This is a genomic window from Nocardia otitidiscaviarum (genome assembly GCF_007362295.1).
Lineage (GTDB): Bacteria > Actinomycetota > Actinomycetes > Mycobacteriales > Mycobacteriaceae > Nocardia > Nocardia otitidiscaviarum.
Genome location: NZ_CP041695.1, coordinates 4,929,107 through 4,955,653 on the forward strand (window position 1 = coordinate 4,929,107; position 26,547 = coordinate 4,955,653).

Annotated in this window: 26 protein-coding genes; 8 read left to right on the forward strand and 18 right to left on the reverse strand. The window is 69.8% G+C overall.

Translation table 11 applies throughout. The features are described from left to right. Positions 1–24 precede the first annotated feature (24 nt). On the forward strand, positions 25–435 hold the full coding sequence (locus FOH10_RS22080; RefSeq protein ID WP_143982161.1) for a PRC-barrel domain-containing protein: 411 nt from the start codon (positions 25–27) through the stop codon (positions 433–435). A gap of 98 nt (positions 436–533) precedes the next feature. Here the strand turns inward: FOH10_RS22080 and FOH10_RS22085 are convergent, their stop codons facing one another. The 3 genes from FOH10_RS22085 to FOH10_RS22095 form a co-directional block, all read right to left on the reverse strand. Beyond that, the gene (locus FOH10_RS22085; protein WP_425326166.1) at positions 534–1,613 is read right to left on the reverse strand and encodes a lysophospholipid acyltransferase family protein; all 1,080 of its coding nucleotides are present in this window, start codon (positions 1,611–1,613) and stop codon (positions 534–536) included. A 9-nt stretch (positions 1,614–1,622) separates the two neighbouring features. After that, the gene (locus tag FOH10_RS22090) at positions 1,623–2,471 is read right to left on the reverse strand and encodes a GNAT family N-acetyltransferase (protein ID WP_143982162.1); all 849 of its coding nucleotides are present in this window, start codon (positions 2,469–2,471) and stop codon (positions 1,623–1,625) included. Between the two features lie 196 nt (positions 2,472–2,667). Further along, the gene (locus FOH10_RS22095; protein ID WP_039816247.1) at positions 2,668–3,960 is read right to left on the reverse strand and encodes an NAD(P)/FAD-dependent oxidoreductase; all 1,293 of its coding nucleotides are present in this window, start codon (positions 3,958–3,960) and stop codon (positions 2,668–2,670) included. Positions 3,961–4,073: 113 nt separating this feature from the next. On the opposite strand from FOH10_RS22095, the gene FOH10_RS22100 reads away from it, so the two are divergent. Next, on the forward strand, positions 4,074–4,931 hold the full coding sequence (locus tag FOH10_RS22100; protein ID WP_029927377.1) for a LysR family transcriptional regulator: 858 nt from the start codon (positions 4,074–4,076) through the stop codon (positions 4,929–4,931). 41 nt (positions 4,932–4,972) lie between these two features. Here FOH10_RS22100 and FOH10_RS22105 read toward each other — a convergent pair whose 3' ends face one another. Continuing rightward, on the reverse strand, positions 4,973–5,911 hold the full coding sequence (locus tag FOH10_RS22105; RefSeq protein WP_143982163.1) for an aminoglycoside phosphotransferase family protein: 939 nt from the start codon (positions 5,909–5,911) through the stop codon (positions 4,973–4,975). A 56-nt stretch (positions 5,912–5,967) separates the two neighbouring features. On the opposite strand from FOH10_RS22105, the gene FOH10_RS22110 reads away from it, so the two are divergent. Then, positions 5,968–6,375: a DUF1707 domain-containing protein gene (locus FOH10_RS22110; protein WP_244961323.1), complete on the forward strand. Its 408-nt coding sequence runs from the start codon at positions 5,968–5,970 to the stop codon at positions 6,373–6,375. A gap of 97 nt (positions 6,376–6,472) precedes the next feature. Next, on the forward strand, positions 6,473–7,354 hold the full coding sequence (locus tag FOH10_RS22115) for a dioxygenase family protein (protein WP_143982165.1): 882 nt from the start codon (positions 6,473–6,475) through the stop codon (positions 7,352–7,354). A 169-nt stretch (positions 7,355–7,523) separates the two neighbouring features. On the opposite strand, the gene FOH10_RS22120 is transcribed toward FOH10_RS22115, so the two are convergent. Together FOH10_RS22120 and FOH10_RS22125 are read right to left on the reverse strand one after the other, a co-directional pair. Continuing rightward, on the reverse strand, positions 7,524–8,483 hold the full coding sequence (locus FOH10_RS22120) for an electron transfer flavoprotein subunit alpha/FixB family protein (RefSeq protein WP_039816256.1): 960 nt from the start codon (positions 8,481–8,483) through the stop codon (positions 7,524–7,526). 40 nt (positions 8,484–8,523) lie between these two features. Then, the gene (locus FOH10_RS22125; RefSeq protein ID WP_143982166.1) at positions 8,524–9,309 is read right to left on the reverse strand and encodes an electron transfer flavoprotein subunit beta/FixA family protein; all 786 of its coding nucleotides are present in this window, start codon (positions 9,307–9,309) and stop codon (positions 8,524–8,526) included. Positions 9,310–9,493: 184 nt separating this feature from the next. Between FOH10_RS22125 and FOH10_RS22130 the strand changes: the two genes are divergently transcribed. Genes FOH10_RS22130 through FOH10_RS22140 form a run of 3 tightly spaced genes read left to right on the forward strand, consistent with a single transcriptional unit; the run spans position 9,494 to position 13,064 of the window. Next, positions 9,494–10,276 (forward strand): class I SAM-dependent methyltransferase, encoded by a 783-nt coding sequence (locus tag FOH10_RS22130; RefSeq protein WP_244961324.1) that lies wholly within the window; start codon positions 9,494–9,496, stop codon positions 10,274–10,276. After that, on the forward strand, positions 10,273–11,802 hold the full coding sequence (locus FOH10_RS22135; RefSeq protein ID WP_143982167.1) for a 1,4-alpha-glucan branching protein domain-containing protein: 1,530 nt from the start codon (positions 10,273–10,275) through the stop codon (positions 11,800–11,802). Before FOH10_RS22130 ends, FOH10_RS22135 begins: the two co-directional genes overlap by 4 nt. Beyond that, positions 11,802–13,064 carry a glycosyltransferase family 4 protein gene (locus FOH10_RS22140; protein ID WP_039816264.1) on the forward strand — a complete coding sequence of 421 codons (1,263 nt, stop codon included), beginning with the start codon at positions 11,802–11,804 and terminating at the stop codon, positions 13,062–13,064. The genes FOH10_RS22135 and FOH10_RS22140 overlap by 1 nt, the downstream gene beginning before the upstream one ends. 36 nt (positions 13,065–13,100) lie before the next feature. On the opposite strand, the gene FOH10_RS34925 is transcribed toward FOH10_RS22140, so the two are convergent. The 4 genes from FOH10_RS34925 to FOH10_RS22155 form a co-directional block, all read right to left on the reverse strand. Further along, a complete protein-coding gene (locus tag FOH10_RS34925; RefSeq protein ID WP_186000552.1) occupies positions 13,101–13,268 on the reverse strand; it encodes a hypothetical protein in 168 nt (55 codons plus the stop codon). A 126-nt stretch (positions 13,269–13,394) separates the two neighbouring features. Further along, positions 13,395–15,569, reverse strand: a complete 2,175-nt coding sequence (locus tag FOH10_RS22145) for an NACHT domain-containing protein (RefSeq protein ID WP_143982168.1) — start codon at positions 15,567–15,569, stop codon at positions 13,395–13,397. A gap of 122 nt (positions 15,570–15,691) precedes the next feature. Further along, positions 15,692–16,231 carry a DUF1697 domain-containing protein gene (locus FOH10_RS22150; RefSeq protein ID WP_143982169.1) on the reverse strand — a complete coding sequence of 180 codons (540 nt, stop codon included), beginning with the start codon at positions 16,229–16,231 and terminating at the stop codon, positions 15,692–15,694. A gap of 30 nt (positions 16,232–16,261) precedes the next feature. After that, positions 16,262–17,008, reverse strand: coding sequence for an acyltransferase (locus FOH10_RS22155; RefSeq protein ID WP_039816267.1), 747 nt, complete (start codon positions 17,006–17,008; stop codon positions 16,262–16,264). A 235-nt stretch (positions 17,009–17,243) separates the two neighbouring features. Here FOH10_RS22155 and FOH10_RS22160 point away from each other — a divergent pair, with 235 nt between their 5' ends. Further along, on the forward strand, positions 17,244–18,533 hold the full coding sequence (locus FOH10_RS22160) for an outer membrane protein assembly factor BamB family protein (RefSeq protein WP_143982170.1): 1,290 nt from the start codon (positions 17,244–17,246) through the stop codon (positions 18,531–18,533). Here FOH10_RS22160 and FOH10_RS22165 read toward each other — a convergent pair. The 8 genes from FOH10_RS22165 to FOH10_RS22200 form a co-directional block, all read right to left on the reverse strand. Next, a complete protein-coding gene (locus tag FOH10_RS22165) occupies positions 18,517–20,259 on the reverse strand; it encodes an alpha/beta fold hydrolase (RefSeq protein WP_143982171.1) in 1,743 nt (580 codons plus the stop codon). The two genes, FOH10_RS22160 and FOH10_RS22165, sit on opposite strands and share 17 nt — an antisense overlap. 74 nt (positions 20,260–20,333) lie before the next feature. Further along, the gene (locus FOH10_RS22170; RefSeq protein WP_143982172.1) at positions 20,334–20,888 is read right to left on the reverse strand and encodes a TetR/AcrR family transcriptional regulator; all 555 of its coding nucleotides are present in this window, start codon (positions 20,886–20,888) and stop codon (positions 20,334–20,336) included. Positions 20,889–20,916: 28 nt separating this feature from the next. Further along, a complete protein-coding gene (locus FOH10_RS22175) occupies positions 20,917–22,143 on the reverse strand; it encodes a class I SAM-dependent methyltransferase (protein ID WP_143982173.1) in 1,227 nt (408 codons plus the stop codon). A gap of 3 nt (positions 22,144–22,146) precedes the next feature. Beyond that, on the reverse strand, positions 22,147–23,121 hold the full coding sequence (locus tag FOH10_RS22180; protein WP_143982174.1) for a class I SAM-dependent methyltransferase: 975 nt from the start codon (positions 23,119–23,121) through the stop codon (positions 22,147–22,149). A 47-nt stretch (positions 23,122–23,168) separates the two neighbouring features. Next, the gene (locus tag FOH10_RS22185; protein ID WP_143982175.1) at positions 23,169–23,936 is read right to left on the reverse strand and encodes an enoyl-CoA hydratase-related protein; all 768 of its coding nucleotides are present in this window, start codon (positions 23,934–23,936) and stop codon (positions 23,169–23,171) included. A gap of 133 nt (positions 23,937–24,069) precedes the next feature. Further along, positions 24,070–25,035, reverse strand: coding sequence for a DUF5996 family protein (locus FOH10_RS22190; protein ID WP_228814790.1), 966 nt, complete (start codon positions 25,033–25,035; stop codon positions 24,070–24,072). Positions 25,036–25,131: 96 nt separating this feature from the next. Next, the gene (locus tag FOH10_RS22195; RefSeq protein ID WP_244962111.1) at positions 25,132–25,905 is read right to left on the reverse strand and encodes an NUDIX hydrolase; all 774 of its coding nucleotides are present in this window, start codon (positions 25,903–25,905) and stop codon (positions 25,132–25,134) included. A gap of 181 nt (positions 25,906–26,086) precedes the next feature. Next, positions 26,087–26,530, reverse strand: a complete 444-nt coding sequence (locus FOH10_RS22200; protein ID WP_143982177.1) for a MoaF-related domain-containing protein — start codon at positions 26,528–26,530, stop codon at positions 26,087–26,089. Positions 26,531–26,547: the final 17 nt, after the last annotated feature.

The window sequence follows — 26,547 nt, forward strand, 5'->3', positions numbered from 1 at the left end:
GCGCAGCGGGAAAGGAGCACAGTCATGGCCGAGCAGCGGCTACCCACGCTCATCGATCTGGACGACACCGATCTGACCCTGCGAAACCCGTCCTACGACATCAGGAACCGCACCGTCGTCGATCCGGAGGAGAACGAGATCGGGGAGGTCGACGGGCTCATCATCGACGAGAACGAGCGCCGGGTGCGGTTCATTCGGATCGCGTCCGGCGGGGTACTCGGATTCGGGCAGACCAAACGGCTGGTGCCGGTGGAGGCGATCGTCGGGATCGAAGGGAAATCGGTGCACATCGACCGCACCAGACAGCAGGTCACCGACAGCCAGCCCTACGATCCGCCGCTCGTCGACGCACCCACGTTCTACGAGGCGCTGTACGGACAGTACGGGTACACACCGTTCTGGGCGGCGGGGATGGGGCGCTACCCCACCCCGTGACCCGCGCCGCGCCCACCGCTCACGCGGCGGTCGTCGCGGCCACGATCGCGTCGATGGGATGCGCGGCCCGACGGTGCCGGGCGGTTCTTCAGCCGAATTCAGCTGTACGCCACGCTCATCGCGGCTGGTGCAACCGCTTCGGGTCGCCGCACCGGCGCGTCGTGCGCGACGGTGGGCTTCACGGCGGTGGGTTGCGCGGCGGGCGACTGCGCCTGCGCCAGTTCCGCCTGGAGTTCGTGGATGAGACCGGCGGCGATGGCCTGGTTGGGGTGGTCGTCGTGCAGGGCTCGTTCGCAGCGCAGCGCGAGGTCGCGGCGGTCGGTGCCGGGCAGTTCGAGCGGCTGCAACACCACCTCGGCCACGACACCCCGCGAGCGCAGCACCCGGCGAATGGAATCCATCAGGGTGTCGGTGCCGACGAAACCCGGGACCGTGGAGAGTTCACCCGCGCGGTCCAGATAGCGCACGCGGATCGGCTGCACGGGCACCTCGGCGTCCATGGCGGCCTGGAACAGCGCGGGGCGCATGCGACCGCGCCCGCGCCCGCACCAGGTGGTGCCCTCGGGGAAAACTCCCACGCGCTCACCGGATTTCAGACGCTCCACCATGGTCTTCACCACGGCGGGCAGGGTGCGTAGATTCTCCCGCTCGATGGGGATGACGCGCACCAGGCGAGCCACATCGCCGAGCAGCGGCCAGTTCACCAGATCCGCGCGGGCCACGAAACCCATGGGCTGCACGGCGCTCAGCACCACGATATCGGTCCAGCCCACGTGGTCGGCGACCACCAGCAGTCCGCGACCGACGTGGCCGTCCTCGATCCGGGTCGCGGTATCGGTGCGCGGCTCCCCGGTGACGGCGTCGTACTCGACACGCACCGGGCCGTCGCCGCGACGGTCCACGACGCGGACGCGAATGCCGCAGCATGACAGCAGGGTTCGCGCATAGCGGCGCTGCACGGCGGGCCGCCGGCGGCGCGGGGTGGCCAGATAAGCGGCGGGGAAGGTGGACAGCACCGCCGCGAAGGACAGAATGCGTCCGGCGACCCGCAGGGTTCCGGATTCAGCGGTGGCCTCGACGCAGTCGGGACCGCAGGGGCTCGACGGCATCCAGGCGTGCACGGGCGCGGCGGGCGGGCACGACAGCGGTGCCGAACCCGGGGACAGGAAGGCGGGCATCATGGCGGATCACCGGGCATCGAACGTGGCCGCGGCGCTGCGCAACCGGTCCAGGTAGCGGGTGTTCACGGTGGCGAAGCCGAGCAGCGCCACGAAGTCGGCGACACCGAAATCGGGGTCGTGGGCGGGTTCGCCGCAGATCTGCGCGCCCAGGCGCAGATAGCCGTTCAGCAGCGGAGGCACCTTCGCGCGGGCGGGCGGTTCCAGCTCGTCGAGGGTGCGGCCGTCCACCTCCACCGGGCGGTACGGGTGCACGAAGCGCTCCGGCGTCACCGCGTGGCGGGCGAGCAGCATGTCCCGCACCCCGCGCACGTTCACCCCGGGCTCGTCCTCGGGCGTCAGCCGCATGGGCACCGAGACGCAGCCCATCACCCAGTCGTAGCCGGTGATCTCGATGTAGTGCAGGATGCCCGCCCACATGAGACTGAGCACCGAACCGTTGCGATGTTCGGGCACCACGCACGCGCGGCCCATCTCGACGATCCGCTGCCCTTCCGGATCCAGTCCGGTGAGGTCGAATTCGGTGGCGGTGTAGTAGCCGCCGGCGGCGGACACCTTGTGCGGCGGCAGCATTCGGTAGCAGCCCACGAACTCGTCGGTGTGGTTGTCCCGGACCAGCAGGTGATCGCAGTGCTCGTCGAAACGGTCGTGGTCGCGACCGGTACCGTCGTCGGCGATGGTGAAACCGGGCTCGTCGGCGAAGACCCGGTAGCGCAGCCGCTGGGCCACCTCGCGGTGGGCCGCATCGGATTCGACGACCAGGGAGTACCGGGCACGACCCGGGGAGCGGATCGGTTCCGGCGTGGAACATGGCGCGGCGGAGAGCAGGGCGGGATTCGACGCTGCCTTGGTGGTCATAACGACGATCAAGCCAGGCGCACACTGCGTCGGAGCAACCTGTGGATGGCGAGCCGATGCCAGTCGAGTGAACGTGATCTGGACCGCACGCGGAGTTCATCGGCCGGTCGCTGACCGTTCCCTACCAGGACAAACGCTGGTTTCCGGAGCACGACGACCGCCCGGCGGCAGCGCCGGGCGGTGCGGTGTGCCTGGTTCAGGCCGCGCGTCGGTATTCCGAGATCTCCGGCGCGGCGGGCTTTTCCACCTCGTCGAAGCCGGGCCGCCCGGTGCCGATGAAGGCCACCAGCCACGAGAAGACCGCGGCGAAGCGGTTGCGGAAGCCGACCAGGTAGAACAGGTGCACCGCCAGCCAGGCGACCCAGGCGACGGTGCCGGTGAACTTGATCTTATCGTTGACCTTGGTGACCGCGCTGAACCGGCTGATCACCGCCATGCTGCCCTTGTCCCAGTACACGAACGGGGTGGCGACCTGCTTCTTGCGGCGGATGATGTCGGCGACGTGGCGGCCCTCCTGCATGGCCACCGGCGACTGGCCCGGGTAGCCGTTGAGCGAGGTCATATCGCCGATGGCGTAGATGTCGGCGTGTCCGCCCACGGTGAGGTCGGGATTGACCAATAGTCGTCCGGCACGGTCGGTTTCGCAGCCGGTGGCCTCGGCCAGCAGGCGCGCGAAGCCGCCCGCCTGCACACCGGCCGACCACACCACGGTCTCGGCGGCGATGCCACGCTCCACGCCGTCCTTGCTCTTGACGGTCACCTTGCCGAGTTCGATATCGGTCACGAAGGTGTCCAGCAGCACCTCGACGCCGCTGTCGGCGAGCGAGCGCTTCGCGTACTCCGACAGATTGCCGCCGAAGGGCGGCAGCACCGCACCGGCGCCCTCGACCAGGGTGACCGACACCTCCTGGCGGTAGTGCCGCTTCGACAGCTCCTTCAGCTGGCCCGCGACCTCGACGCCGGTCGCGCCCGCGCCCACCACCACGAAGCTCAGCAGGCGTTCACGGGTGGCCGGATCGGCGTTCTCGGCCATCGCGAAGACGTGCTCGATCTGGGCGCGGAGGCGCTTGGCATCGTCGATGGTCTTGAGCGAGAAGGTCTTGTCGGCGAAATCGTCACGGCCGAAGTAGGACTGGCTGGCACCGGTCGCCGCGATGAGCTTGTTGTAGCGGATGCGCCGCAGGCCCTCGGGCGTCTCGTAGGTGAGGACGGCGTCCTCGGCGTCGATTCCGACGACCGTGCCCAGCCTGGCCTCACCGTGCTTGTGGTGACGAATGATGTTCTTGATGGGTGGCGCGATCTCATCGGAGGCCAGCACACCCGTCGCTACCTGGTAGAGCAGCGGCTGGAACAGATGCTCCGGAGTGGCCGAGATGAGAACGTAATCGATCCCCGACTTGTTCAACTGCTTGGCGGCGGCCAAGCCACCGAAGCCCGATCCGACGATGACGACATCAGTGGCTTCGATCCCCGAATCCAAGTACTGCATGACAGCTCCCTTCTGTCATGACTAACCGTGATTCGGAACGTGATTGTTCCAGGGGTCAGGGCGCATAATGTAGATGACTCTTATCTAGGTTGATCATGAATGGAGATCATCGAGTGGAGCTGCGACAGCTGGCGTACTTCGTCGCCGTCTGCGAGGAGCTGAGTTTCAGCCGCGCGGCGACGCGCTGCTTCATCTCCCAGTCGGCCATCAGCCACCAGATCGCTCGACTCGAGCGTGACCTCGGCGTGACCCTCTTCGAACGCTCGACCCGCTCGGTGGTGCCCACCGACGCGACCACCCGGCTACTTCCTCTTGCAAAACAAATGTTGAGCCTGGAATCGGCCATTCGCGCAGCTGTACGAGCTTCCGGGCCGCGCATTCGCTTGGCGGCGAACATGTCTTTCGCAACAAGATCACTGTCGGCGATCGCGGGAGCACGCGCCGCGCATCCGGGGGCCGAGATCGAGTTCGTCATCAAACCGTTCCGGCAGCGCATCCAGGCGGTGGCGGACGGGGACTGCGATCTCGCGCTCATTCGCGGCAGTGTGGACCAGCCGGGCCTGACCGTGGAGAAGCTGTGGGTGGAGGACCTGGTCATCGCCACCTCCACCGCCCACCCGCTGGCCGGACGTCAGGACGTCACCTTCGCCGAACTCGGCTCGTATCCGCTGCTGCTGCCACCGGAATCCGAGCAGGTGCTGCTGCACAATGTGGTGCGCGCCGCCTTCGCCGACCTGCCCACCGGACCGGCCTACGGACCGCCCATCCCACCGGACCACACGGCCACCATGGAACTCATCAACCGTCCCGACGCCTGGACCGTGCTGTACGCGGACAGCCAGACCGAGGGCATCGCCACGCTGCGACTGGCGGGACGGCCGCTGCGGGTGCCGGTCTCGGCGGTCACCCGCAGCGATGTGCGCCGCTCCCCCATCCTGACCACCCTGCTGGCGGCCCTGCACAGCGCCTGATCGCGCCCGGGTCGGGTCAGCGGTCGAGTGCCCGAGCCGCGTCAGTGGTGGAGTGCCCGCGCCACGGCCAGGTGCAGGCGCAGATCGTCGGGTTCCTCGTCCTCGACCGCCCAGACGATCTCCTCCATGGCGCGCATGAATGCCCAGCCGCGGGCGCGTTCCGGGTCGATGTCCAGGCCCGCCGCCGTGCGCGCGACGACCTCGCGGGCGTGGGCGGGGGTGGGGTCGCTCTGCACCTGGATCATGATCAGGAAGCCCGCGTCGAAGGCGGCCTCGCCGAGGTATGCCTTGGGGTCGATGAGCAGCCAGGGTTCGCGTTCGGCCGCCACGATATTGCCGAGGTGGGTGTCGCGGTTGACCACCAGCAGCGGGCCGTGCGGGACCGCCAGGTGTTCGCACCAGTCCAGGGCCGAGCGCCGCAGCGGTGCCGGAATCACCTGCGCCACCTCGGGTTCGGGGTCGGTGAACAGCTCGACCCATTCCTTCACCATGCCGGTGGCCTCGGGGAGGGGCGGGAAGTGATCGGGAATGCCGGTGGGCGCGCGACGCAGTCGCCGGTACAGCGCGCAGGCCAGGTCGATCTTGTCGACGTGCTCCGGTTCGCCCTCCAGACTCGGGAATCCCGGCTGTTCCAGCAGCGGCGCGCCGGGGCGAGCCCATTCCAACAGCATGGCACCGGAATTCGGATCGAACTCGTAGAGCCGCACCGCGCCGTCACCCCCGTAGCAGTGCAGCCCGGCGGCTTCGCCGATGTTCTCCGGATCGACCACCGGAATCTTGAGCACCGCCACACTGGCATCGGCACGGCGCACCGGCGCGACCCACGAGTGGGTGCCGCCGCCGAAGGCATCGCCGATCACCTCCAGTTCCCATGCGGCACAGCGTTCTTCGATCACCGTGGGCAGATCCGCCAACCAGCGTTCTCCGCGTTCTTCGAAGATCTCACGGATGTTCTCGGCGACATCGTCGGGCACAGTCACCCCGTCAGCCTCTCATTGCATCGGCGCGGACCGGCCATTCGACCTACGCTGGCTTCGTGAGCTCCGAGAATCTGCGGGCGTCCGACGCGGACCGCGAGAAGATCGTCAACCGGCTGCGGCTCGCCATGGACGAGGGCCGCCTCAGCCTCCACGAGTTCGACGAACGCCTGCAACAGGTCTACGCCGCCAAGACGCACGGCGACCTGGTCCCGCTGACCTCGGACCTGCCCGCACAGCGACCCGAATGCGGCACCCGCCAGGCCGATACCGGCATCCCCACCTGGATCAAGATCATGTGGACGCCCTGGGTCTTCGTGAACCTGCTGTGCGTGGTGATCTGGCTGGCGACCGGCCTGGGCTACTTCTGGCCCTTCTGGGTGATGGCGCCCTGGGGCCTGGCCCTGCTCATCCCCACCACCATCGGCATCATCAGCGCCCGCGACCAGCGCCGCCGCCGCGCGTAAGCAACTCACAGTTACCTCCCAGCAACCGTCCAGGTGGGTCGGAGGCACGCTGGTTAGCGTCTGACCCGACCGACTGATTCCGACGACAGGAGCGGGTATGGGTGACCGTGACGAACACGACCTCGGGCTGGCGCACGACCTACGGGTGATGGGCAGGCGGCGAGCGCTGCGATTCTTCGGCGCCGCCGGGGCGGCCGCGGGAGCCGCCGTGCTCACCGGATGCGCGAGCGATGCGGCCCCGAACGGTGCGGCGGCAAGCACGACGACCACCGGCACGACGAGCGCACCGCCCGTCGCACCGACGGAAACCGCCGGACCCTACCCGGGCGACGGAACCAACGGCCCGAACGTGCTCATCGAATCCGGTGTGGTGCGCCAGGATCTGACCACCAGCTTCGGCGCGTATTCCGGTGTGGCCGAAGGTGTTCCCGCTACCATCGAGCTCACACTGGTGGATCTGCTGCGGGGCGCTCCCGGCGCGGACATGGCGGTCTACCTGTGGCAATGCGACCGTGAGGGCCGCTACTCGCTCTACAGCAGCGGTGTCGAGCAGCAGAACTATCTGCGTGGCGTCCAAGTGGCCGACGCCGCCGGCACGGTCCGCTTCACGTCGATCTTCCCCGCCTGCTACGAGGGCCGATGGCCGCATTTCCACTTCGAGGTGTACGACTCCCTCACGACGGCCGTCGCCGGGTCGAACGCCCGCCTCACGTCACAGATCGCCCTGCCACAGGAAGCATGCGAGCAGGTCTACACCTACGACTCGGGCTACCGCGACAGCACGGCCAATCTCGCGCGAGTCTCCCTGTCCTCGGACTACGTCTTCGGCGACGGCTGGGATGCCGAACTGGCCACGGTCACCGGCACACCCGCGGACGGGATGGCCGTTACGCTCACCATCGGGGTGGGCGAGGCCAAGGCGGCGCCCGTCCTCGATCCCGACGCCTTCCACGGACAGGGGACCGCCCCGCCTCCCTGACCCCCGAAAACACGACTCGCCACATCAGACCGCTTACGCGACAACTGATGTGGCGAGTAGAGGGTAACTCGTCGGGTACCGGCTGACCCGGGCCGTGACTTCGGCCGGTCGGCGACGCGACGATTCACGCCGCCGACCGGCCCGCTGAAGTCGCGGAGACGCGGACCGCTCAGCCCTTGTGGGCCTTCACGGCCTCGGTCAGCTGCGGGGCGACGTTGAACAGGTCGCCGACGATGCCGTAGTCGCTGATCTCGAAGATCGGGGCCTCTTCGTCCTTGTTGACGGCCACGATGGTCTTCGAGGTCTGCATGCCGGCGCGGTGCTGGATGGCGCCGGAGATGCCGAGGGCGATGTACAGCTGCGGGGAGACCGTCTTGCCGGTCTGGCCCACCTGGAACTGGCCCGGGTAGTAGCCGGAGTCGACGGCCGCGCGGGACGCGCCGACAGCGGCACCGAGGGCGTCGGCGAGCGGCTCGACGACCTTGCCGAAGTTGTCGGCCGAGCCGACGCCGCGGCCACCGGAGACCACGATGGCGGCCTCGGTGAGCTCCGGACGGTCGCCGCCGACGATCGGCTCGCGAGCGGTGACCTTGACGACGCCCTCTTCCTGCGCGGGCACCTCGACGGCGACCTTCTCACCGGCACCGTTCTGCGGGGCGGCCTCGATGGCACCCGGGCGCACCGAGATCACCGGCACGTCGCCGGTGGCCTTGGCGTCGACGGTGAACGCGCCACCGAAGATGGAGTGCACGGCCGAGCCGTCACCGTTCACGGCGATGACGTCGACCAGCAGGCCGGAGCCGATGCGGGCGGCGAGGCGGCCCGACACCTCCTTGCCCTCGGCGGTGGCGGCGACCAGGATCGCGGCCGGGGAGGCGGACTCGGACAGTCCGGCCAGCACGTCGACCTTCGGGGTCACCAGGAAGCCCTCGGCGTCGTCGGACTCGGCGACGTAGATCTTCTCGGCGCCGGCGGCGGCCAGGGCGTCACCCAGCTTGTCGGCGGTGCCGGGGGCGGCGACCACGACGGCGGCCGGGGTGCCCAGCGAACGGGCAGCGGTGAGGAGTTCGGTGGTGACCTTCTTGGGGGCACCTTCGGCGTGCTCCACGAGCACGAGTACTTCTGCCATTTGTCTTTCTCTCCTGAAGTTCGTAGTGCTCGGGGGGCTGTCAGATGACCTTCTGGCCGACCAGGTAGGTGGCGATCTGGTTGCCGCCCTCGCCCTCGTCGACGATCTTCTCGCCCGCCGTGCGCGGCGGCTTCGGGGTCACACCGGTCACCTGGGTGCCGGCGTTCGCAACGCCCACGGTCTCCGGGTCCACGCCCAGGTCGGCCAGGGTGAAGGTCTGCACTTCCTTCTTCTTGGCGGCCATGATGCCCTTGAAGGACGGGAAGCGCGGCTCGTTGATCTTCTCGTTGACCGAGACGATGGCCGGGAGGCCGGCCTCCAGCTTGAACACGCCCTCGTCGGTCTCGCGCTCGCCGGTGACCTTGTCGCCGTCGACGGTCAGCTTGCGCAGGTGGGTCAGCTGCGGCAGGCCCAGGTACTCGGCGACGATGGCCGGGACGGCGCCGGCGCGACCATCGGTGGACTCGTTACCGGCGATGACCAGCTCGACACCCTCGATCTGGCCCAGCGCGGCGGCGAGGATGTAGGCGGTCTGCACGGCGTCGGAGCCGTGGATGGCGTCATCCTGGATGTGGATGGCCTTGTCGGCGCCCATGGACAGCGCCTTGCGGATGGCCTCGGTGGCACGCGCGGGACCCGCGGCCAGGACGGTGACCTCGCCGCCCTGCGCCTCCTTGATCAGCAGCGCCTCTTCGACGGCACGCTCGTTGATCTCGTCGAGGATGGCGTCGGCGGCCTCGCGGTCGAGGGTGTAGTCACCGTCGGTCAGCTTGCGCTCGGACCAGGTGTCGGGAACCTGCTTGATCAGTACGACGATGTTCGGCATTGGTCTTCGTCGACCTCCTGTTCTGGTGGCACTGGAGTGTGGCGGTCGCACGACTGCCCACATGTGTAGCTCGGCCAGGACATTACCCTACGTTAAGTTACTCGTGGGTAACTTAGGCTGTGATGTTTTGCATGACCCCCCTCCGACGCCGAGTGTGATACAGGCAACCGCTAACGTCGGACGGGTGAGCGATGCCGTTGTATCCCCCGAAGACCACGCCGATCCCCTGCCGCTGACCGGCGAGCGGACGGTGCCCGGCATCGCCGAGGAGAACTACTGGTTCCGTCGCCACGAAATCGCTTACGCCCGACTGCTACCGCGCTGCGCCGGAAAGACCGTGCTCGAGGCCGGAAGCGGAGAAGGCTACGGGGCCAACATGATCGCCGATGTGGCCGCGCGTGTCATCGGGCTGGACTACGACGACTCCGCGGTCGCGCACGTGCGGGCCAAATACCCACGGGTGGAGATGATCCAGGGCAATCTGGCCGCACTGCCGCTCGAGGACGCCTCGGTCGATGTGGTGGTGAACTTCCAGGTCATCGAACACCTCTGGGATCAGGCGCAATTCGTCCGCGAATGCCTGCGGGTACTGCGCCCCGGCGGCGAACTGCTGATCAGCACCCCCAACCGCATCACCTTCTCCCCCGGACGCGATACGCCGCTCAATCCTTTCCACACCCGGGAACTCCATGCCGCCGAACTCACCGAACTGCTTGTCGAGGCCGGTTTCCGGGTCGATGTCATGAGCGGTGTGTTCCACGGCGCGACCCTGGCCGCGCTGGACGAGAAGTGGGGCGGGTCCATCATCGACGCGCAGATCGAGCGGGCGCTCGCCGGACAGCCGTGGCCCGCGGACCTGGCGGCCGATGTGGCGGCGGTGTCCATCGACGACTTCGATCTGCTCGCCGACTCCGAATCCGATATCGACGCCAGCCTCGACCTGGTCGCCGTCGCGGTGAAGCCGTGAGCGCGAAGTCCAGGGTTCCGGGCCAGTTCACGCTGGTCCTGCATTCGCATCTGCCCTGGCTGGCCCATCACGGGCGCTGGCCGGTCGGCGAGGAGTGGCTGTACCAGTCCTGGGCCGCCTCCTATCTGCCGGTGGCGCAGGTGTTGCGCAACCTTGCCGCGGAAGGCCGTTCGCATCTGCTGAGCTTGGGCATCACACCCGTGCTGGCGGCGCAGCTGGACGACCCGCACTGCCTGTCCGGCATGCACCACTGGCTGGGCAACTGGCGGCTGCGCGCCGACGAAGCCGCCATGAGTGGGAATACCGCACTCGGCGCGCACGAACACCGGCTCGCCACGGCGGCGCTCGCGGATTTCGAGACGCGCTGGCGGCACGGGGCGTCGCCGGTGTGGCGCGAACTCATCGACGCCGACGCCATCGAACTATTGGGCGGGCCGCTGGCCCATCCCTTCCAGCCGCTGCTGGACCAGCGGCTGCGCGCCTATCAGCTCGGCGAGGGACTTGCCGACGCGCGGCAGCGCTGGGGGCATACGCCCGCGGGCATCTGGGCTCCCGAATGCGGATTCACCCCCGGCATGGAGCGGGACTACGCGGCGGCGGGGATCTCGCATTTCCTGTGCGACGGACCGGCGCTGCGCGGCGACACCACCCTCGGGCGACCGGTGTGGGACTCCGACGTGGTGGTGTTCGGCCGCGATCTGCACGTGTCGTACCGCGTGTGGTCGCCGAAATCCGGCTACCCGGGTCAGCCCTACTACCGTGATTTCCATCACTACGATCACGCCACCGGGCTCAAGCCCGCGCGGGTCACGGGCAAGACCGTGGCCGGGCCGGACAAGGCTCCCTACGATCCGGAACTCGCCGCCGCGGCCGTCGACCGCGATGTGGCGGACTTCGTGGACACGGTGCGCGAACGCCTGATCGCGGAGTCCGAGCGCATCGGCCGCCCCGCCCTCGTGGTGGCCGCCTTCGACACCGAACTGTTCGGCCACTGGTGGCACGAGGGGCCGCAGTGGCTGGAGAAAGTCCTGCGCGCGCTGCCCGAGGCCGGGGTCACCGTCGGCACCCTCACCGACGCCCGCGACCGTGGTTACGTGGGCGAACGCGTCGAACTAGCCGACTCGTCATGGGGTTCGGGCAAGGACTGGCGGGTGTGGGCCGGGGATCAGGTGCGCGATCTGGTCGACCTCAACGCCGAGATCGTGCGGCTGGCCCTGGACACCCTGGACAAGATGCGCACCGATCAGGACGGCCTGCGCGATCCGGTGGCCGATCAACTGCTGCGTGAGGCCGTGCTCACCGTCTCCAGCGACTGGGCGTTCATGGTGTCGAAGGATTCGGCCGCCGGATACGCCCGCGATCGCGCCCATCAGCACGCCCACGCCGTCCGCGAGATCGCGGCCGCCGTTTCGGCCGGGCAACTCGCCAAAGCCGGGCAGTTGGCGGCAGGATGGAGCGCGGCCGACGGACTCTTCCCGGCGCTGGACGCGCGCCGACTCGGCCCTGCCGCCCTAGAAGGACATTGATGAAGATCTTGATGGTGTCGTGGGAGTACCCACCCGTCGTAGTCGGCGGGCTGGGCCGCCACGTCCACCACCTGGCCACCGAACTCGCCGCCGCCGGACACGAGGTGGTGGTGCTGGCCCGTCGGCCCATGGGCACCGACGCGAGTACCCACCCCACCCACTCCTTCGTGGAGGACGGCGTCCTGGTGGTGGCGGTGGCCGAGGATCCGCCGTGCTTCGACTTCGGCGAGGACATGCTGGCCTGGACGCTGGCCATGGGGCACGCCATGGTGCGGGCCGGGGTGGCGCTCACCAAACCCGGGATCGGCGAGGGCTGGGCGCCGGATGTGGTGCACGCCCACGACTGGCTGGTCGCGCATCCGGCCATCGCGCTGGCCGAGTTCTACGATGTGCCACTGGTTTCCACCATTCACGCCACCGAGGCCGGGCGGCACAGCGGCTGGGTGTCGGGCCGGGTCAACCGGCAGGTGCATTCGGTGGAATGGTGGCTGGCGCACGAATCCGACGCGCTCATCACCTGTTCGGCCTCCATGCGGGAGGAGGTGGAGCGCCTCTACAACCCGGAGCGCACCCCGCTCACCGTCATCCGCAACGGTATCGACGTGGGCGCGTGGACTTTCCGGGAACGCGCACCCCGCTCGGGTCCGCCGCGCCTGCTGTACGTCGGCCGCCTGGAGTACGAGAAGGGCGTGCAGGACGCCATCGCCGCCCTGCCCCGCATCCGGAAGGCGCATCCCGGAACGACGTTGACCATCGCCGGGGTCGGCACCCAGTTCGACTGGCTGCGCGAGCGCGCCCGGGCGCACCGGGTGGCCCGCGCCGTCAACTTCGCCGGACGCCTGGACCACACCGATCTGCTGGGCTGGCTGCACAGCGCCGACGCCATCGTGCTGCCCAGCCGCTACGAGCCCTTCGGCATCGTGGCGCTGGAGGCGGCCGCCGCCGGCACCCCGCTGGTGACCTCCACCGCGGGCGGCCTCGGCGAACTGGTCACCGACGGCGTCACCGGCGCGTCCTTCGCACCTGCCGACGTCAACGGCCTGGTCGACGCGGTGGTCTCGGTCCTCGACGACCAGCCCGCCGCCCAGGACCGCGCCTGGGCCGCCCGCGAACGCCTCACCGCCGACTTCGCCTGGGATGTGGTCGCCGCCGAAACCGCCCTGGTCTACCAGGCCGCCAAACGCCGCGTCCGCACCCCACTGTCGCGCCCGGCGATCGTGGAACGCCCCCTCCCCGAACGCGACCCGAACCAGCCGTACTGACTCCGGCGGTGCGCGCCGATCGCGCGCACCCACGGTTCACCGTCGCGAATAGGTGAGCCCGATCCCGGCGATGAGCAAGGCGAGCCCCACGCCGATAGCCGCGATGAGATTGCCGAAATAGGCGGCTACGCCGATCCCGACGATCAGCGCCACCGCGAACGCGATCCATTCGACCGCCGTCGGCCGCCGGTCCGGTACTCGCATCCCGCACCTCCGTTTCCGCTCGATTCCGGGCCGTCGTTCACTCGACTACCCGGTCGGCGCGGTCCGACACCGCGTCACGTCACCGGCCGAATCGGTGGCCTCGTCACCGCGACCGCCCCCGGCCCGCTATGTCCTGGCAAGCTCCAACCCGGCCGCCGCCCCTGGATCGAGTTCGGTGTGCGGCAGCGGGTTCGCGAGCAGCCAGCGGCGGAAGGATTCGTCGGTGAACTGGTAGTGGCCGCCGCCGGCGCGGAGCAGGCCGGCGCGGTGGGCCCAGTTCAGGAATTCGGTGGGGCGGGCGCTGAACTGGTCGCTGCCGAGTAGGACCAGGCAGGCGCAGAGGTAGCGGACGCGGCGGACCACGGTGCTGCCGCCGCCCACCACCAGGGCCGCGACCACCACGGTGAACAGGACCAGGTGCAGGCCGGAGCGCTGGGTCGCGATCACCCAGGCGAGATAGCCGGTCACCAGCAGGGCCGCGGCGGTCAGCAGCAGCACCCAGCCGGTCCGGCCCCACCGGAACAGCCAGCGGTAGTCGGCGGCGGGAGCGAGGAAGCGGCTCTCCAGGACCGGGCCGAGGAAGGCCAGGAGGGCGGCCAGCAGCGCGGCTATCGGCCAGACGCCCGCCACCCCGGCCATGCCGTTGCCGACCAGCAGGATCACCCGGTCGTGCAGCCAGTGCGTGGGCGCGTCGGCGGCGATGGCGGCGGCCTGGGCCACGGCGACCGCCAGTCCGACCACGAAACCCGTTGCGGCGAACCGCGTCGCACGCTCGACCAGACGGGAGGTGCTGCCCGACCAGCCGCGCGCCGCCACCGCCGCCGCGGCGATGGCGGAGACGGCCAGACCGATGGCGAGGGTGCGGGCCGACTCCATGGGCCGGTAGTTCCACCAGGCGATATCGACCGCCAGCGCCACCACCAGCCCGGCGAACAGGGCCGTCGCACCCACCCGGGCGGGCACGCTCGCCACCGGCGACCACGACTGCCGGGTCCAGGTCGGCGCCGCACTCACCACCCCGCACAGCAGGGCCAGCGGGATCAGCAGCGGATCGAGTTCGAAAGCCGGTGCCGCGCACGACCATCCGAACAGGCCGAACAGACCCGCACCGGAGGAGGTGGGCAGGCAGGCGTAGCGCGTGGTCAGGATGCCGTAGGCGTAGCCGAGCAGAACGAAGCCGAGGACCGCGGCGAGCGTGGCGTGCAGCAGGCGCGACCGCCTGCCGACCAGCTCCCAGATGTCGTCGCGGCCGAATACGGTGTCGAGCCGACCGGAGCGCGGTCGCGTGCCCAGGTAGCGCGCGAGGCTGTGCAGCCAACGATGCACGTGCGCTTCGGAATAGGCATTGTCACCGTCCGCGCGCGCGGTGGTGTCGACCGCCGCGCCGAGCACCGCGGAATGCAGCAGCGACGACACCTCGGCCTCGCTGCCCGCACAGGCCAGCCGCACGATGTCGTCGGCATCGGTGCGCCGCAGGTAGCTGACGGCGAGGGTGAAACGCAGTGGGGTGCGCAGGGATCGGGCCAGCGGGCCGTCCGGGCTCTCCACCAGCCGCCACACCACCGGCTTCCAGGTATCGCTGTCGTAGCTGGGATCGACCCGCATCTCGTTGAGCCGCTCCAGCACCGTCTGGGTGCCGATGGGCTGGAGTTCGATCACCGTCGCCGCACTCAGCGCCGCACGGTCCGCGCGCAGCCGCTGATAGACGTCGGCGTCGCAGCCGAGCACCACCGGGCGGTCCGCCCATTCGTCGCCGTCGAGCTGTTCGATCGCGCGGCGCAGCCGAATCGGTTCGCGCCCCGGCACATCCATGGCGTCGGCGCGTTCCAGCAGCGGCAGGATCGCACCGCCCTCCACCAGTCGCCGCACCACCATCGTGCGCAGTCCGTAGTCGCGGGCGATGCGCTCGGCGAGCCAGCCGGTCAGGCTGCGCGTCAACGGGTTCCAGGTGGAGGCGTCCACCCGCACCGGGATCGGGCCGCGGTCCGCGACCGGAAGGCCGTCGCGTTCGGCGTGCAGGGCGAGCAGCAGACCGAGCAGGGTGACGGCCTTGCCCGCGCCCGGCTCACCCAGAATCACCAGGCGGCCACCGGTGCGCCGCGGATAGTATTCGCCGATGCGCCGCACGGTGCGTATGGCCGGATCCTCGTATTCGGCTTCGGGAGCCCAACTTTCGAAGCGAATTCGGTCATATTCGACACTTCGGTCGAATTCGGCGCGCGACATCCAGAGCAGGGTCAGATTCTCCTGTTCCCGCTCTCGCACCGCTCGGGCCAGGTCCTCGGCCCAGCGAACCAACAAGGATCTACCCCCTTGCTCGGACGATCACCCCTACGCACGCCGCACTGCTGCGCGACAGCATGCCATATGTTCCCCCGGCACAGCAGCAGGGTTGCGTTGTAAATCAACCCTTTTCGAATTGGTCAGGAATCCATTTTCTTCAGCACGCGCTGCACCGTGAGAAATGTGCGCGTGGTGACATCCTTGCCGTACTGCCGCTCCAGCCACGCCATGAACCCGGCGCCGTTCGGCACGCTGTTGTCCACCACCCACAGCACCGCCCGCGCCGCCGCATCGTAGCCGACGACCCGGACGGTCGCGTCGAGTTCACCGGGCGCGGGCGGCGGTGGGGCGCCACCGCGCAGAAAGGTGACCGTCAGATAGGTCTCGCGGCAGTGCGTCAATCCCTCGAAGGGATCGGCGTCGACCAGCGTCCGCAACTCCCCGTACTCGCGCAGCAGCGTGCCGCCACCGATGCCGAGCTCATCGCGCAACGCCTCCTGGATGCGGGATTCCAGGGCGGCCACATCGGTCTCCGCACTGCGAAAGACGATATTGCCGCTGGAGAGCACCGAGGCGACACTGTCGAATCCGAGACCCTCGAACACCCCGCGCAACTTCTCATTGCGCATATTCGGGTTGCTCGGCATGATCCCGCGCAGGAAGGCGGCATAGCGATTCATGCCGCCGAACCTACCGGGGCGCACCGACACTCAGGAGGCGGCGACGCCGTTCTTCTTGCGCTCGATATCGGCCAGCGCGGCCAGTTGCGCGGCGCGGGCATCGGCGGCGGCGTCCCACGCCTCCTTGCGGTTCTTGACCGCCCTGGCGGGCGCGCCCACGGCAATGCTGTAGTCCGGGATATCGCCCTTGACCACGGCGTGCGCGCCCAGCACACAGCCGCGGCCCACCCGGGTCTCGCGCAGCACGGTGACCTTGGCGGCGATCCAGGTGTCGGGGCCGATGCGGACCGGGCTCTTCACGATGCCCTGATCCTTGATGGGCATGCCGATATCGTCCATGCGGTGGTCGAAGTCGCAGATGTAGCACCAGTCCGCGACCAGGGTGGATTCGCCGATCTCGATATCCAGGTAGGTGTTGACGACATTGTCCTTGCCGAACACCACCTTGTCGCCGATGCGCAGCGAACCCTCGTGGCAGCGCAGCGCGTTGCCGTCCCCGATATGCACCCAGCGGCCGATCTCCATGCGGCCCAGCTCCGGCGTCGCGTGGATTTCCACATTGCGGCCGAGAAACACCATTCCGCGCAACACGATGTGCGGATTGGCCAGCTTGAACTTGAACAGGCGGTAGTACCGCACCAGATACCAGGGCGTGTACGCGCGATTGGCGAGCACCCACTTGAGCGATGCCAAGGTCAGAAAACGCGCCTGCTCCGGATCCCGGCGCCGCGACCCCCGCCACCGCGAGCGCAACGGTGCGCCCCACATGCTCGTCACGAACTGCTCCTGTGTTTCCTGGCGCCGCCTGTAATCGGCAGCTGGGTCGTTTAGACGAGGGTATCGGTCCCCGCCGACGGGCGCGAAAGTAGGCTGTGCTCCGGCTGCATCAGCCCCGACGAAGAACCCGGAGTTTCGGTACTGGCAGAAGGGACACCAGCAGGTGCGAAGCGGCAGGCGGCACACCGGACGCAGTGAGCGACACCTACGCCCCGACCGGACCCGACAGCGCGTCGTGCCCTGGCGCGCGGCGGTGGCGCTCGGCGTCACCGGACTGTTCGCCCTCACCGCCTGCGGTACCGATGTCGACGACATCACCGCGGGGCCGGGCAAGGGCTGGCCGGTCGCCTTCCACGACGCCCGCAACAGCGGCACCACCCCCGTCACCGGATCGCGTGCGCTGGGGCTGGACTGGACACGCCCCGTCGGCGGACCGATCGCCGCACCCGTCACCGTGGGGCCGGACGGACAGCTGTTCGTCACCACCCGCACCGACTCCCCCTGCACGCTGTTCTCCTTCCAGATGGGCACCGGACGCAAACGCTTCTGCAATCCCCTGGGCCCCAGCGCGATCGCGGCCGCGAGCGCGGTGGACGGCGGCACCAACATCTATGTCGGCGACGACGGCGGCATGAACTCGTTCAACGCGCTGGGCCAGCCGCGCTGGCGCACGCCGGTCGCCGGGGTGCCGGTATCGGTGCAGTTCACCGGCGACAGCAATGTGCTGTCGGTGACCCAGAGCGGCCAGGTCGACGTGCTCAGCCGCCAGACCGGCGAGCGCGTGGTCTCCACCTATCAGCTGCTGGGCGAGCCCGACCCGCTGGAGAATCCGGGCCTGAACCGCCCGCCGGACGGGCAGGGCCTCGAGGACTGCGCCACGGGCGGCCCCCAGTGCCCGGTGGCGAACGTGTCGGCCGTGGACCGGGAGACCGGACGCTTCTACGCGACCGTGTGGCGCCCCGGCGAGGGCACCGCCGAACTCGTGGCACTGACCTACGGCGACAAGGCGGTGCGCGAGGACTGGCGGGCGGCCATGCTCACCGGCGGCAGCGCCACCAGCCCGGCGCTGTCCGCCGACGGCTCCACCGTCTACGTGGGCGACAACTCCGGCCGGCTCATCGCCGTCGACACCGCCGACGGCCGCACCGCATGGTCACGGGACGTGGGCTTCCCGCTGCGCGGGTCGATCTCCGTCGCGGACGGCCTACTGGTGCCGTCGGGCGACGACGGTCATCTGATGGCGGTGCGCGACAACGGCGACAGCTCCGAGATCGCCTGGGAGCGCAAGGATCTGGCGCTGCGCGGGCGGCCGGTGCAGACCGCGGGCGGTACCGGCTACGCGGTGTCCACCCTCGGCGGGGCACTGACCCTGATCACCTTCGACACCGAGACCGGCGGGACCGTCGACTCCGACGAGCTGCCCGGGGCACAGGGAACCACGGAGAGCATCTCGGTGGGCGCGGAGGGCGAGGTCGTGGTGGCCTCCAAGATCGGCGAACTGTTCGTGTTCAAGCCGGAGGCGTAGCGCTCGCCCGATCCGTCGCCGGTTCCCGCTGTGAGGCGAGCGCGGCGCTCCGGCCCGCCAGCAGGTCGGCGACGAGCGTCGGATGCGACACCTGCGGATAGTGACCCGCCCCGTCGATCGTGGTGACCCGGCGTTCGGTGGCGACGGTGAGTGGATCGCCCGAGCCGACGATGATATCGACCGGAACCCGTACGCGGGCGAGCTGTTCGGCCCGCTCGGTGCGCCACCGCGAGGTGCTGGCGGCGGTGAGTGCGGCGACGGTGCGACGGGCGACGCCCGGACGGCGCAGGTTCGCGGCGGCGCTGGCCACCGCGGGGCCGTCCGGAACACCCAGCAGTTCAGCGAGTTTCGGGGTGGGCAGCCGCTTCAGCACGGCGGCGGCGAGCGGGGAGCGCAGCAACCACGGGGCGCGGGCCTGGAGGAAGGCCGGGGCGATGAGCACCAGGCGGGAGATGCGGTCGGGGTGACGCAGCGCGAAGTCGATGGCGGCGCCGGTGCCGAGGGAATGGCCGACCAGGACCGGGCGGGTGCGCACCGGGGCCATGAGTTCGTCCAGCCAGCGGTCCGAGACGTCGGGGGCGGAACGGCCCAACCCCGGCAGATCGGCGGCGAGTACGGGTGCGTCCAGGGCCGTGGCGACCTCGGCCCAGGAGTCACTGTCGAGCGGAAGGCCGTGCAACAGTACGTATTCGGGATAATTGGCGGTACCGGTGTACCAGAGCCCGTCCCGGAAGCCGCCGGTTCGTTCGGGTACCGCACCGTGCCGGGTGGCGACGACTCCGTCGGCCCAGTCGCGCAGTACGTCACCCACGGGGCGGTGCTCGAGGCCGATCGAACGGGCCACCGCGTCGGCGGCGGCGGTGTCGTAGCGGTCGCCCGCGATGAAGGCCAGCGATTCCGGGTCGACCCCGGTGACCGCACCGGGCAGGGCCCGCAGCACCGACACCGGAATGCTGAATTTCGGTGCGGGAACATGGATGTGGTCGGCGAGCAGCCGCACCAGATCGGGCAGGTCCGGGGTGGCGGAGTCGAGAATGGTGTATGCCCGCCCGGCGGTCTCGGGCAGCTCGGGCAGTCTCGCCAGGAATTTCGCCACATAGTCGACCTCGACGACCGGGACGAAGCTGTCGCGACGACCGGGTAGCGCGGGCAACCGCCCGTTCCACAGGTTGTCGGCGATCACCGAGAGACCGAAGTACTGTCCCGGGCCGAGCACCGAGGCCGGGTTGGCGATGGTCAGCGCGATGCCGAGTTCGTCGGCGAGTTCCCGCAGGGCCGCGTCCGCTTCCATTTTCGACGCCTCGTACGCGCCGCGGCGATAGTCGTTCTCCGGCCCGCCGTCGACTGCGGCGCGGTACCCGGTGATGTGGACCAGGCGGCGCAGCCCCGGTCGGCGGCTCGCCCAGCGCGCCACCTCCAGCGCGGCCGTGACATTCACCCGGCGCGCCTCGTCCGCGTCGAGGCCGAATTTCATGAGCGCGGCGGTGTTGTAGACATCGCGAATATCCTCGAACTCCTGATCCAGCCCGAGACCGGGTCGGGTGATATCGGCGTCGGCGACGGTCAGGCCCGTGGTGTCGACGCTCTGGGCGGCGAGCCAGGAGGTGAGGCGGTCCCGGCCGCCGGGGCGCACCGCCGCGACGACTTCGCGGCCCTCGCGAAGCAGTTCGAGCACGAGGAAACGGCCGATGAATCCGGCAGCGCCGAAGACGATGGTGTCGGACATGGTACCTACTTTCAGTAGACCGGTTTGCATATTTTATGAGCCGAAAGAAGGCCACCCGGATCGGCGGCCTCGATTCAGACGAGGGTGTCGATGGTGGCGGCGATGCGGCGCAGCGATTGCCGGTCACGATGCGCCCGCGCGAGGATCAGCCCGCCCTCCAGCAGGGCCAGCGCGGCAGTGGCCAGGCGTTCGGGTTCGGGGTGCCCGTATTCGGCCAACCGGCGGCGCAACCCCTCCTCCCAGCGCTGATAGACCGCCGAACATGCCTGGCGGACCGCGTCATTGGAGGATGCGGCGTCCAGGGCGACACCGGCGACCGGACAGCCCTTGGTCCAGCCGGACGACTCCAGCCGGTCGCCGAGCAGGTCCACGAGCCGCTCCAGGTACGCGCGCGCGTCGACACCCTCGGCGGTCTCGATGATGCCCGCGATCTCCGCGCCCGCCCGCTCCAGGGATTCGGCGACGATCTGATCCTTGCCGCCGGGGAAATGGAAGTAGAGCGATCCGCGGGGCGCACCGCTGGCCTCGAGAATCTGATTGAGGCCGGTGCCGAAGTAGCCGCGCGACTCCATGAGCGAGCCGGTGGCCGCCAGCAGCCGCGCCTTGGTCTCGGCACCCTTCTTTCCCATGCCGACAACAATAGACCGATCTACATATTCAGGCAACCGGGGCCGGGGTCTCGCACAGGAAGACGGTCGGCGTGCGGCCGATCCGGGTGATGACCAGGGTGTGCGGGCGGGTGCCGCGCGGCTTCAACCGGCCGCGCAACGCATCGGGGTCGATATCCACACCGCGCGTGAGGATTTCGAGCGGGCCGCAGTCCCGGCGGTGCAGTTCGGCGCGCAGCGGCTTCTCCTTGAAGTCCATTCGGTGCAGGACGCGGAAACCGCGCACGCCCTCGGGGACGCTGTCACCGGTGAGATAGGCGATGCGCGGATCGAGTTGCCAGAGGCCGTGTTTCGCGGCGTAATGGCGGACCAGGCCCGCGCGCACCACGGCACCGTCGGGATCGACGATCCACTCCCCCGGCTCGCGCTCGGGAATGTCGTCGGGCGCCGCGTCGGTGATGCTCCACGCGGTGCCGTTCGCGGACAGCACGGTGGCGCGCCGGGTCACCCCGGCCGCCGCCAGACCCGCCGACCACAGGCACGCCTCACGCACCGCGCCGTCGAGCGACACCACCTCGACCTCACCGGACCAGTCGAGCCGATCGAAATCCAGTCCGGGAGCGCACTTCACGACCAGATCCCGCCCCGCGTACGCCGCCAGCAGATCGGGCAGCGGCGGTTGCAGCTTCGCCGGATCATGGGTGCGCCGCCCGTCGGCCCGCCGCGCCGGATCGGCGATCACCACCTCGGCGGCGCTGCACGGCACCAGCGCATCGGCCTTGGCCAGCAACACGTTTCGCGGAACGGTGTCGCAGCTCTGGGAGAGACCGTGCGAAACCGGATCCAGGCGAACAGCATTCAGGTTCTGCGCCGCCATATCGAGGCGCACCGCGTCCAGGTCGCTGCCGATGACCGCCGGGCAGACGCGGGACAGCTCGACCAGCTCCGCGCCGATGGAGCAGGTGACGTCGTGGACGGTACGTCCGGCCAGGCGTCGCGCCCGGTGCCGGGCCACCGCCGTCGGGGTCGCCTGCTGGAGGGCGTCGTCGGTGAACAGCCAGCGCTCGGCGCCGTCCAGTTTGGCGGCGGCACGGCGGCGCAGGCGCACCGTTTCGACGAGCGCCGCCGCGCGGTCGCCGAAGTCGCGCCGCAGCCGCTCCAGATCGCGCAGCAGGGTCGCGGCGGTCAGCGGGAGCCGGTCGGCCTCGGCGAGCGCGGCCGCACCGGCCGCACTGCCGAGCTGGGCGACATCGTCGCGGGTGAAGGCGTAGCCCACCGGCTACTTGGAGCCGCCGGGCTTCACGCCGGTGATCATGACGTTGTAGAAGAACTGCCGCGGCACCACGTGGCGCAGCACCTTCTCGTCCAGCTTGGACAGCCCCAGCCACGCCCGGTACTGCGCCATGCGGTAGCGCCAGGTCAGCTTCTCGGCGGGTACGGCGGCCTCGAAGGTGCGCACCGGCCAACCCCACAGGGCGGCGGCGAACTCCTCGGTCTTGGCCTGCACGTCCACCGCGCCCGCACGCTGGGCGATGTTCTCCAGATCGGTCGGATCGAAGGTGTGCAGATCGACCACGGCCTCCAGGGCGGCCGCACGGGAGGACTCGTCCAGTTCCTCCTGCGGACGCCGCCAGTCCCGCAGGAACGGCAGCTTGGTGACCTCGGTGGTGAGCTTCCAGGTGACCTGGCCCAGCTTGCGGGCGTAGAGGTTGCCGATGGTGGTCGGCTCACCGGCGAAGACGAAGCGTCCACCCGGCTTCAGCACCCGCAGGCACTCCTTGAGCGCCAGCTCCACATCCGGAATGTGGTGCAGCACCGCGTGGCCCACCACCAGATCGAAGGTGTCGTCCTCGTACGGGATGGTCTCGGCGTCGGCGACCCGGCCGTCCACGTCCAGGCCGAGATTGCGGCCGTTGCGCGTCGCGACCTTCACCATGCCGGGCGACAGGTCGGTGACCGAACCGGACTTCGCGATCCCGGACTGCATCAGGTTCAGCAGGAAGAAACCGGTACCGCAGCCGAGCTCGAGCGCCCGGTCGTACGGCAGCGGAGCGTCCGGGACCACGGCGTCGAAACGGCCGCGCGCGTACTCGATGCAGCGCTCGTCGTAGGAGATGGACCACTTGTCGTCGTACGTCTCGGCTTCCCAGTCGTGATACAGCACCTGGGCGAGCTTGTTGTCGGTCAGCGCGGCCTGGACCTCGGCCTCGGTGGCGTGCGGGTTCGGCGCTGGATCGTCAGGACGAGCAGTCATGCAGGGCAGCCTAATGAATCACCAGGCGAGCTCGCTGATCGGCCCGGTCATCGGCCCACGAAGCGGGCCGCGTCCGGACCGGCCGCCAGATAGGAACGTGTTCCTATCTGCTGATCTTCGGTGTCGAACAGCTCCGCCCATTCCGCGCGGGCGCGATCGTGCCCGTGCGTACCCGCCTCGAAGACCCGCTTGGCGGCCGCGAGGGCCTTGGCCGGACCCGAGGTGAACCGCCGCGCCCAGCGCAGCGCGGCCTCGAACACATCGTCGGGGGCGACGACCTCGTCGACGAGGCCGAGCGACGCCGCCTCCTCCGGATCGACGAAACGGCCGGTGTAGACCAGATCCTTCGCCGCCGCCGGACCGATGAGCAGGCTCAGCCGCCGGATACCCGCCAGCGGGATGAGCCCCGCCTTGATCTGCGGCAGGCCGAGCTTCACATTGTCGCCGATGATGCGCCGGTCCGCGCCCAGCGCCAATTCCAGTCCGGCCCCCAGCGCGTACCCGCTGATGGCCGCGACGGTCGGCTGTGGCAGCCGCGCCAGCGCGCCCAGCGCCCGCTGGAAGTCCGCGGCCATGGCCGCGGCCCGCGCGGCGGTCAGCCCAGCCAGCTCGGCCAGTTCGTCGCCCGCCGAGAACACCCGCTCATCGCCGTAGAGCACCACCGCCCGCACGCTCTCGTCCACCGCGAGCCGGTCCGCGGCGCTCGCCACCTCCAGCGCGACCTGGAGATCGATCAGATTCATCGGCGGACGTGCGATCCGGATGACGGCGATCCCCTCCGCCACACCCCGGTCCACGGTTACGAATTCGGCCACAGCGGGCAAGCGTACTGCCGTGCGAAGCGGCGCCCCATGCCGGATGCGGGGCGCGACCGGACACTCCGGTTCGAGTGGTGGGCGCGTCCGGTCCGGCGGGGTGCACGGCCGTGCCTGCCGATCACGGCCGGGGTCAGTTCGCCCAGCGCGGGCCCTGTTCGCGCAGCACCGGGTCGGTGATGCCGCCCCAGCAGGTCAGGGCTGGGGCGTCCCAGCCCGCCAGTTCGGAGCCGCGGTCGTAGACGAACTGGTAGAACTCCAGGGCCGCGCCGACCGGGTCGGCGGTGGCGCGGGCCTCGTCGTAGGCGTAGTAGGCGGCGTGGGCCGAGCCCGAGGGCACCCAGCGGGCCTTGGCGGGGCGCGGTTCGGCGTCGGTCAGCCCGTCGGGCTCGGGAGCGACGTAGGAGTAGAAGGTGGGTTCGGGGACCTTGTCGTCGCCGAACCAGAATCCGGCGCTGATCACCTCGCGCGAATACGCCTCGCGGGTCACCGGATCCACGCTCGCGGGCATCTCGATGTGCCGGGGCGCGAAGCGCTGCACCGCGATGTCGAAGGTGTGCCAGAAGACCTGCACCGGACTGATCTTCCCGGAGAAGGCGGCGCTGAACTCCTCCAGAATGCGACCGACCTGGCTGTACACCAGGAAGGCGTGCCGCGCCCGCTCCGGGTCGTAGTCGGCGTGCTCGGTGTCCTCGTCGAAGGGGCGGCCGTGGTCGGGCAGGTCGAAGGGGGTCGGATTCGGCAGCGTGCAGTCGATGTCGGAGGCGCGCAGGGCCGCCATCACATCGGTGTAGAAGCTCGCCACCGACTGGCCCGCCAGCGGTACCGCGCCGCGCCGGCCGTGATCGGTCTCGATCCGCAGTTCGTGGTCGAAGAAGTCGAAGGCGCAGGTGAAGACCGGTCCGGTGCGGGCCGAGCCGAGCGGGACCGTGGTCCAGCCGCGCGCGGTGGGCCGGAATGTCATATGCCACCAGTGGTTTCGGCGGATCCCGCGCTCCAGCGCCACCTTGCCGACGATCTGGAGGTAGCGGTGCAGCGTCTCCTTGGTGGGCCGCCAGGATTCCAGCGGGATCGCGGGCAGCGGGTCGGTCATCGCCATCGGTACGCACCTTTCGTCGGGCGTTCGCCGGATATGCACGAAAACAGCAAACTCAGGGTAACCCCGGCTGCCGTGGGTCTCCCGGCGCGCTCGTGCTCACGGTCGCTGAGATCCGCGCAGGCGTGCGCCCTCCGGCAGGTCCGAGAAATAGCGGGCGGCGTTCGGGAAGGCCAGGGTGGGGCCGCCCGACTCCGGGTCGTAGACCGGCATTATCGGTTCGATCGCGGGGGTGGCCGCCAGAATGTCGGCGGTGGAGCCGAATTCGCCGAGGGCGACCAGCTGCGACCAGGTGGGCGGGAGCAGCACGTCCAGCCCCGACCGCCAGCGCTCGATGGCCTCGGCGGGGGTCGACCAGGTGACGACCTCCGCCTCGGAGGTGGCGTCGTCGGCCTGCTGTCCCTCCGGCAGCACCGCCACGAAGAAGTGGGTGTCGTAGCGGCGCGACTCCACCTCGGGGGTGATCCAGTTCGCCCACGGGCGCAGCAGATCGGCGCGCAGCACCAGCCGCTCGCGGGTGAGGAATTCGGCGAAGGACAGTTCACGACGCTCCAGCCGACCCCGCGCCTCGGCGTAGACGCCGGTGTCGGCGACCACGGTGTCGGCGGTCGGCCCGGCCAGCAGCACCCCGCACTCCTCGAAGGTCTCGCGCACCGCGGCGCAGACCAGCGCCTGCGCCCGCGCCGCGTCGGTGCCACCGAAACGCGCCGCCCACCAGGCGGGTTCGGGTCCGGCCCAGTCCAGTGCCACGGCGGCGTCGGTGGCGTCCACCCCGCCGCCCGGGAAGACGGTCATCCCGGCCGCGAACGCCATGGCGTTCACCCGGCGCTGCAGGAACACCTCGGGCCCGTGCACACCGTCCCGCACCAGCATGACCGTGGAGGCGTCCCGAACCGGCACCGCGGTCGGCTGCTCGCCACGCGCAACTGTCTCGCTCACACTCCGCACCCTAACGTTTGCTAGGTCGGCGCGACAGGGTGGTGCCGGTCCGGAGGCCGGGCGGCCCGGGGCGCAGCCCGTATTCGGACAGACCGATACGGCGGCGGCCGCGGGCTCAGTCGGCCAGCCGTACGGTGCCGGTGCGCGATTCGATCGCGTACGGCGCGGCGGGGTCGGGGCGGTGCGCCCAGGTGCCGTGGACCGTGCCGGTGCGGAAGTCCTGGACCTGGCTCGCGATGCCGTCGGCTTCGGCCCAGGTGACCAGGAAGACCCCGGGTTCGAGGGCCACCACGGTGGCCGGGGCGGTCGAGATGGGGCGATCCGCGCCGGTGCGGACCACCGATGCGCCGTCGGCGGCGAAGGCGAGTGTCAGCGCGGTACCGGATTCGTAGCTCACCCGTACCGTCTTACCGGCGAGTGTGATCGGCAGCGTGGCCGTGGCGACGCCCGCGGGCGTGTCGGTGTCCGGGGCACGCTGGGGTGGCGGCGGATTCGCCACGCACGCGACGCTGCTCAGCAGGACGGCGGCGAGCACCACCGAGACGAGAGTTCGACGCACCGCTGCTCCCTCCGTCC

Bases quoted from the DNA above. Each gene is read 5' to 3' on its own strand.
- FOH10_RS22120 (WP_039816256.1), bottom strand. From the start codon at position 8,483: ATGGCAGAAGTACTCGTGCTCGTGGAGCACGCCGAAGGTGCCCCCAAG.
- FOH10_RS22180 (WP_143982174.1), bottom strand. From the start codon at position 23,121: ATGACTGCTCGTCCTGACGATCCAGCGCCGAACCCGCACGCCACCGAG.
- FOH10_RS22170 (WP_143982172.1), bottom strand. From the start codon at position 20,888: ATGGGAAAGAAGGGTGCCGAGACCAAGGCGCGGCTGCTGGCGGCCACC.
- FOH10_RS34925 (WP_186000552.1), bottom strand. From the start codon at position 13,268: ATGCGAGTACCGGACCGGCGGCCGACGGCGGTCGAATGGATCGCGTTC.
- FOH10_RS22150 (WP_143982169.1), bottom strand. From the start codon at position 16,231: ATGAATCGCTATGCCGCCTTCCTGCGCGGGATCATGCCGAGCAACCCG.
- FOH10_RS22085 (WP_425326166.1), bottom strand. From the start codon at position 1,613: ATGCCCGCCTTCCTGTCCCCGGGTTCGGCACCGCTGTCGTGCCCGCCC.
- FOH10_RS22115 (WP_143982165.1), top strand. From the start codon at position 6,473: ATGGGTGACCGTGACGAACACGACCTCGGGCTGGCGCACGACCTACGG.
- FOH10_RS22095 (WP_039816247.1), bottom strand. From the start codon at position 3,960: ATGCAGTACTTGGATTCGGGGATCGAAGCCACTGATGTCGTCATCGTC.
- FOH10_RS22125 (WP_143982166.1), bottom strand. From the start codon at position 9,309: ATGCCGAACATCGTCGTACTGATCAAGCAGGTTCCCGACACCTGGTCC.
- FOH10_RS22190 (WP_228814790.1), bottom strand. From the start codon at position 25,035: ATGGCGATGACCGACCCGCTGCCCGCGATCCCGCTGGAATCCTGGCGG.
- FOH10_RS22165 (WP_143982171.1), bottom strand. From the start codon at position 20,259: ATGTCCGACACCATCGTCTTCGGCGCTGCCGGATTCATCGGCCGTTTC.
- FOH10_RS22090 (WP_143982162.1), bottom strand. From the start codon at position 2,471: ATGACCACCAAGGCAGCGTCGAATCCCGCCCTGCTCTCCGCCGCGCCA.
- FOH10_RS22195 (WP_244962111.1), bottom strand. From the start codon at position 25,905: ATGCTGGTGCGGGACGGTGTGCACGGGCCCGAGGTGTTCCTGCAGCGC.
- FOH10_RS22080 (WP_143982161.1), top strand. From the start codon at position 25: ATGGCCGAGCAGCGGCTACCCACGCTCATCGATCTGGACGACACCGAT.
- FOH10_RS22140 (WP_039816264.1), top strand. From the start codon at position 11,802: ATGAAGATCTTGATGGTGTCGTGGGAGTACCCACCCGTCGTAGTCGGC.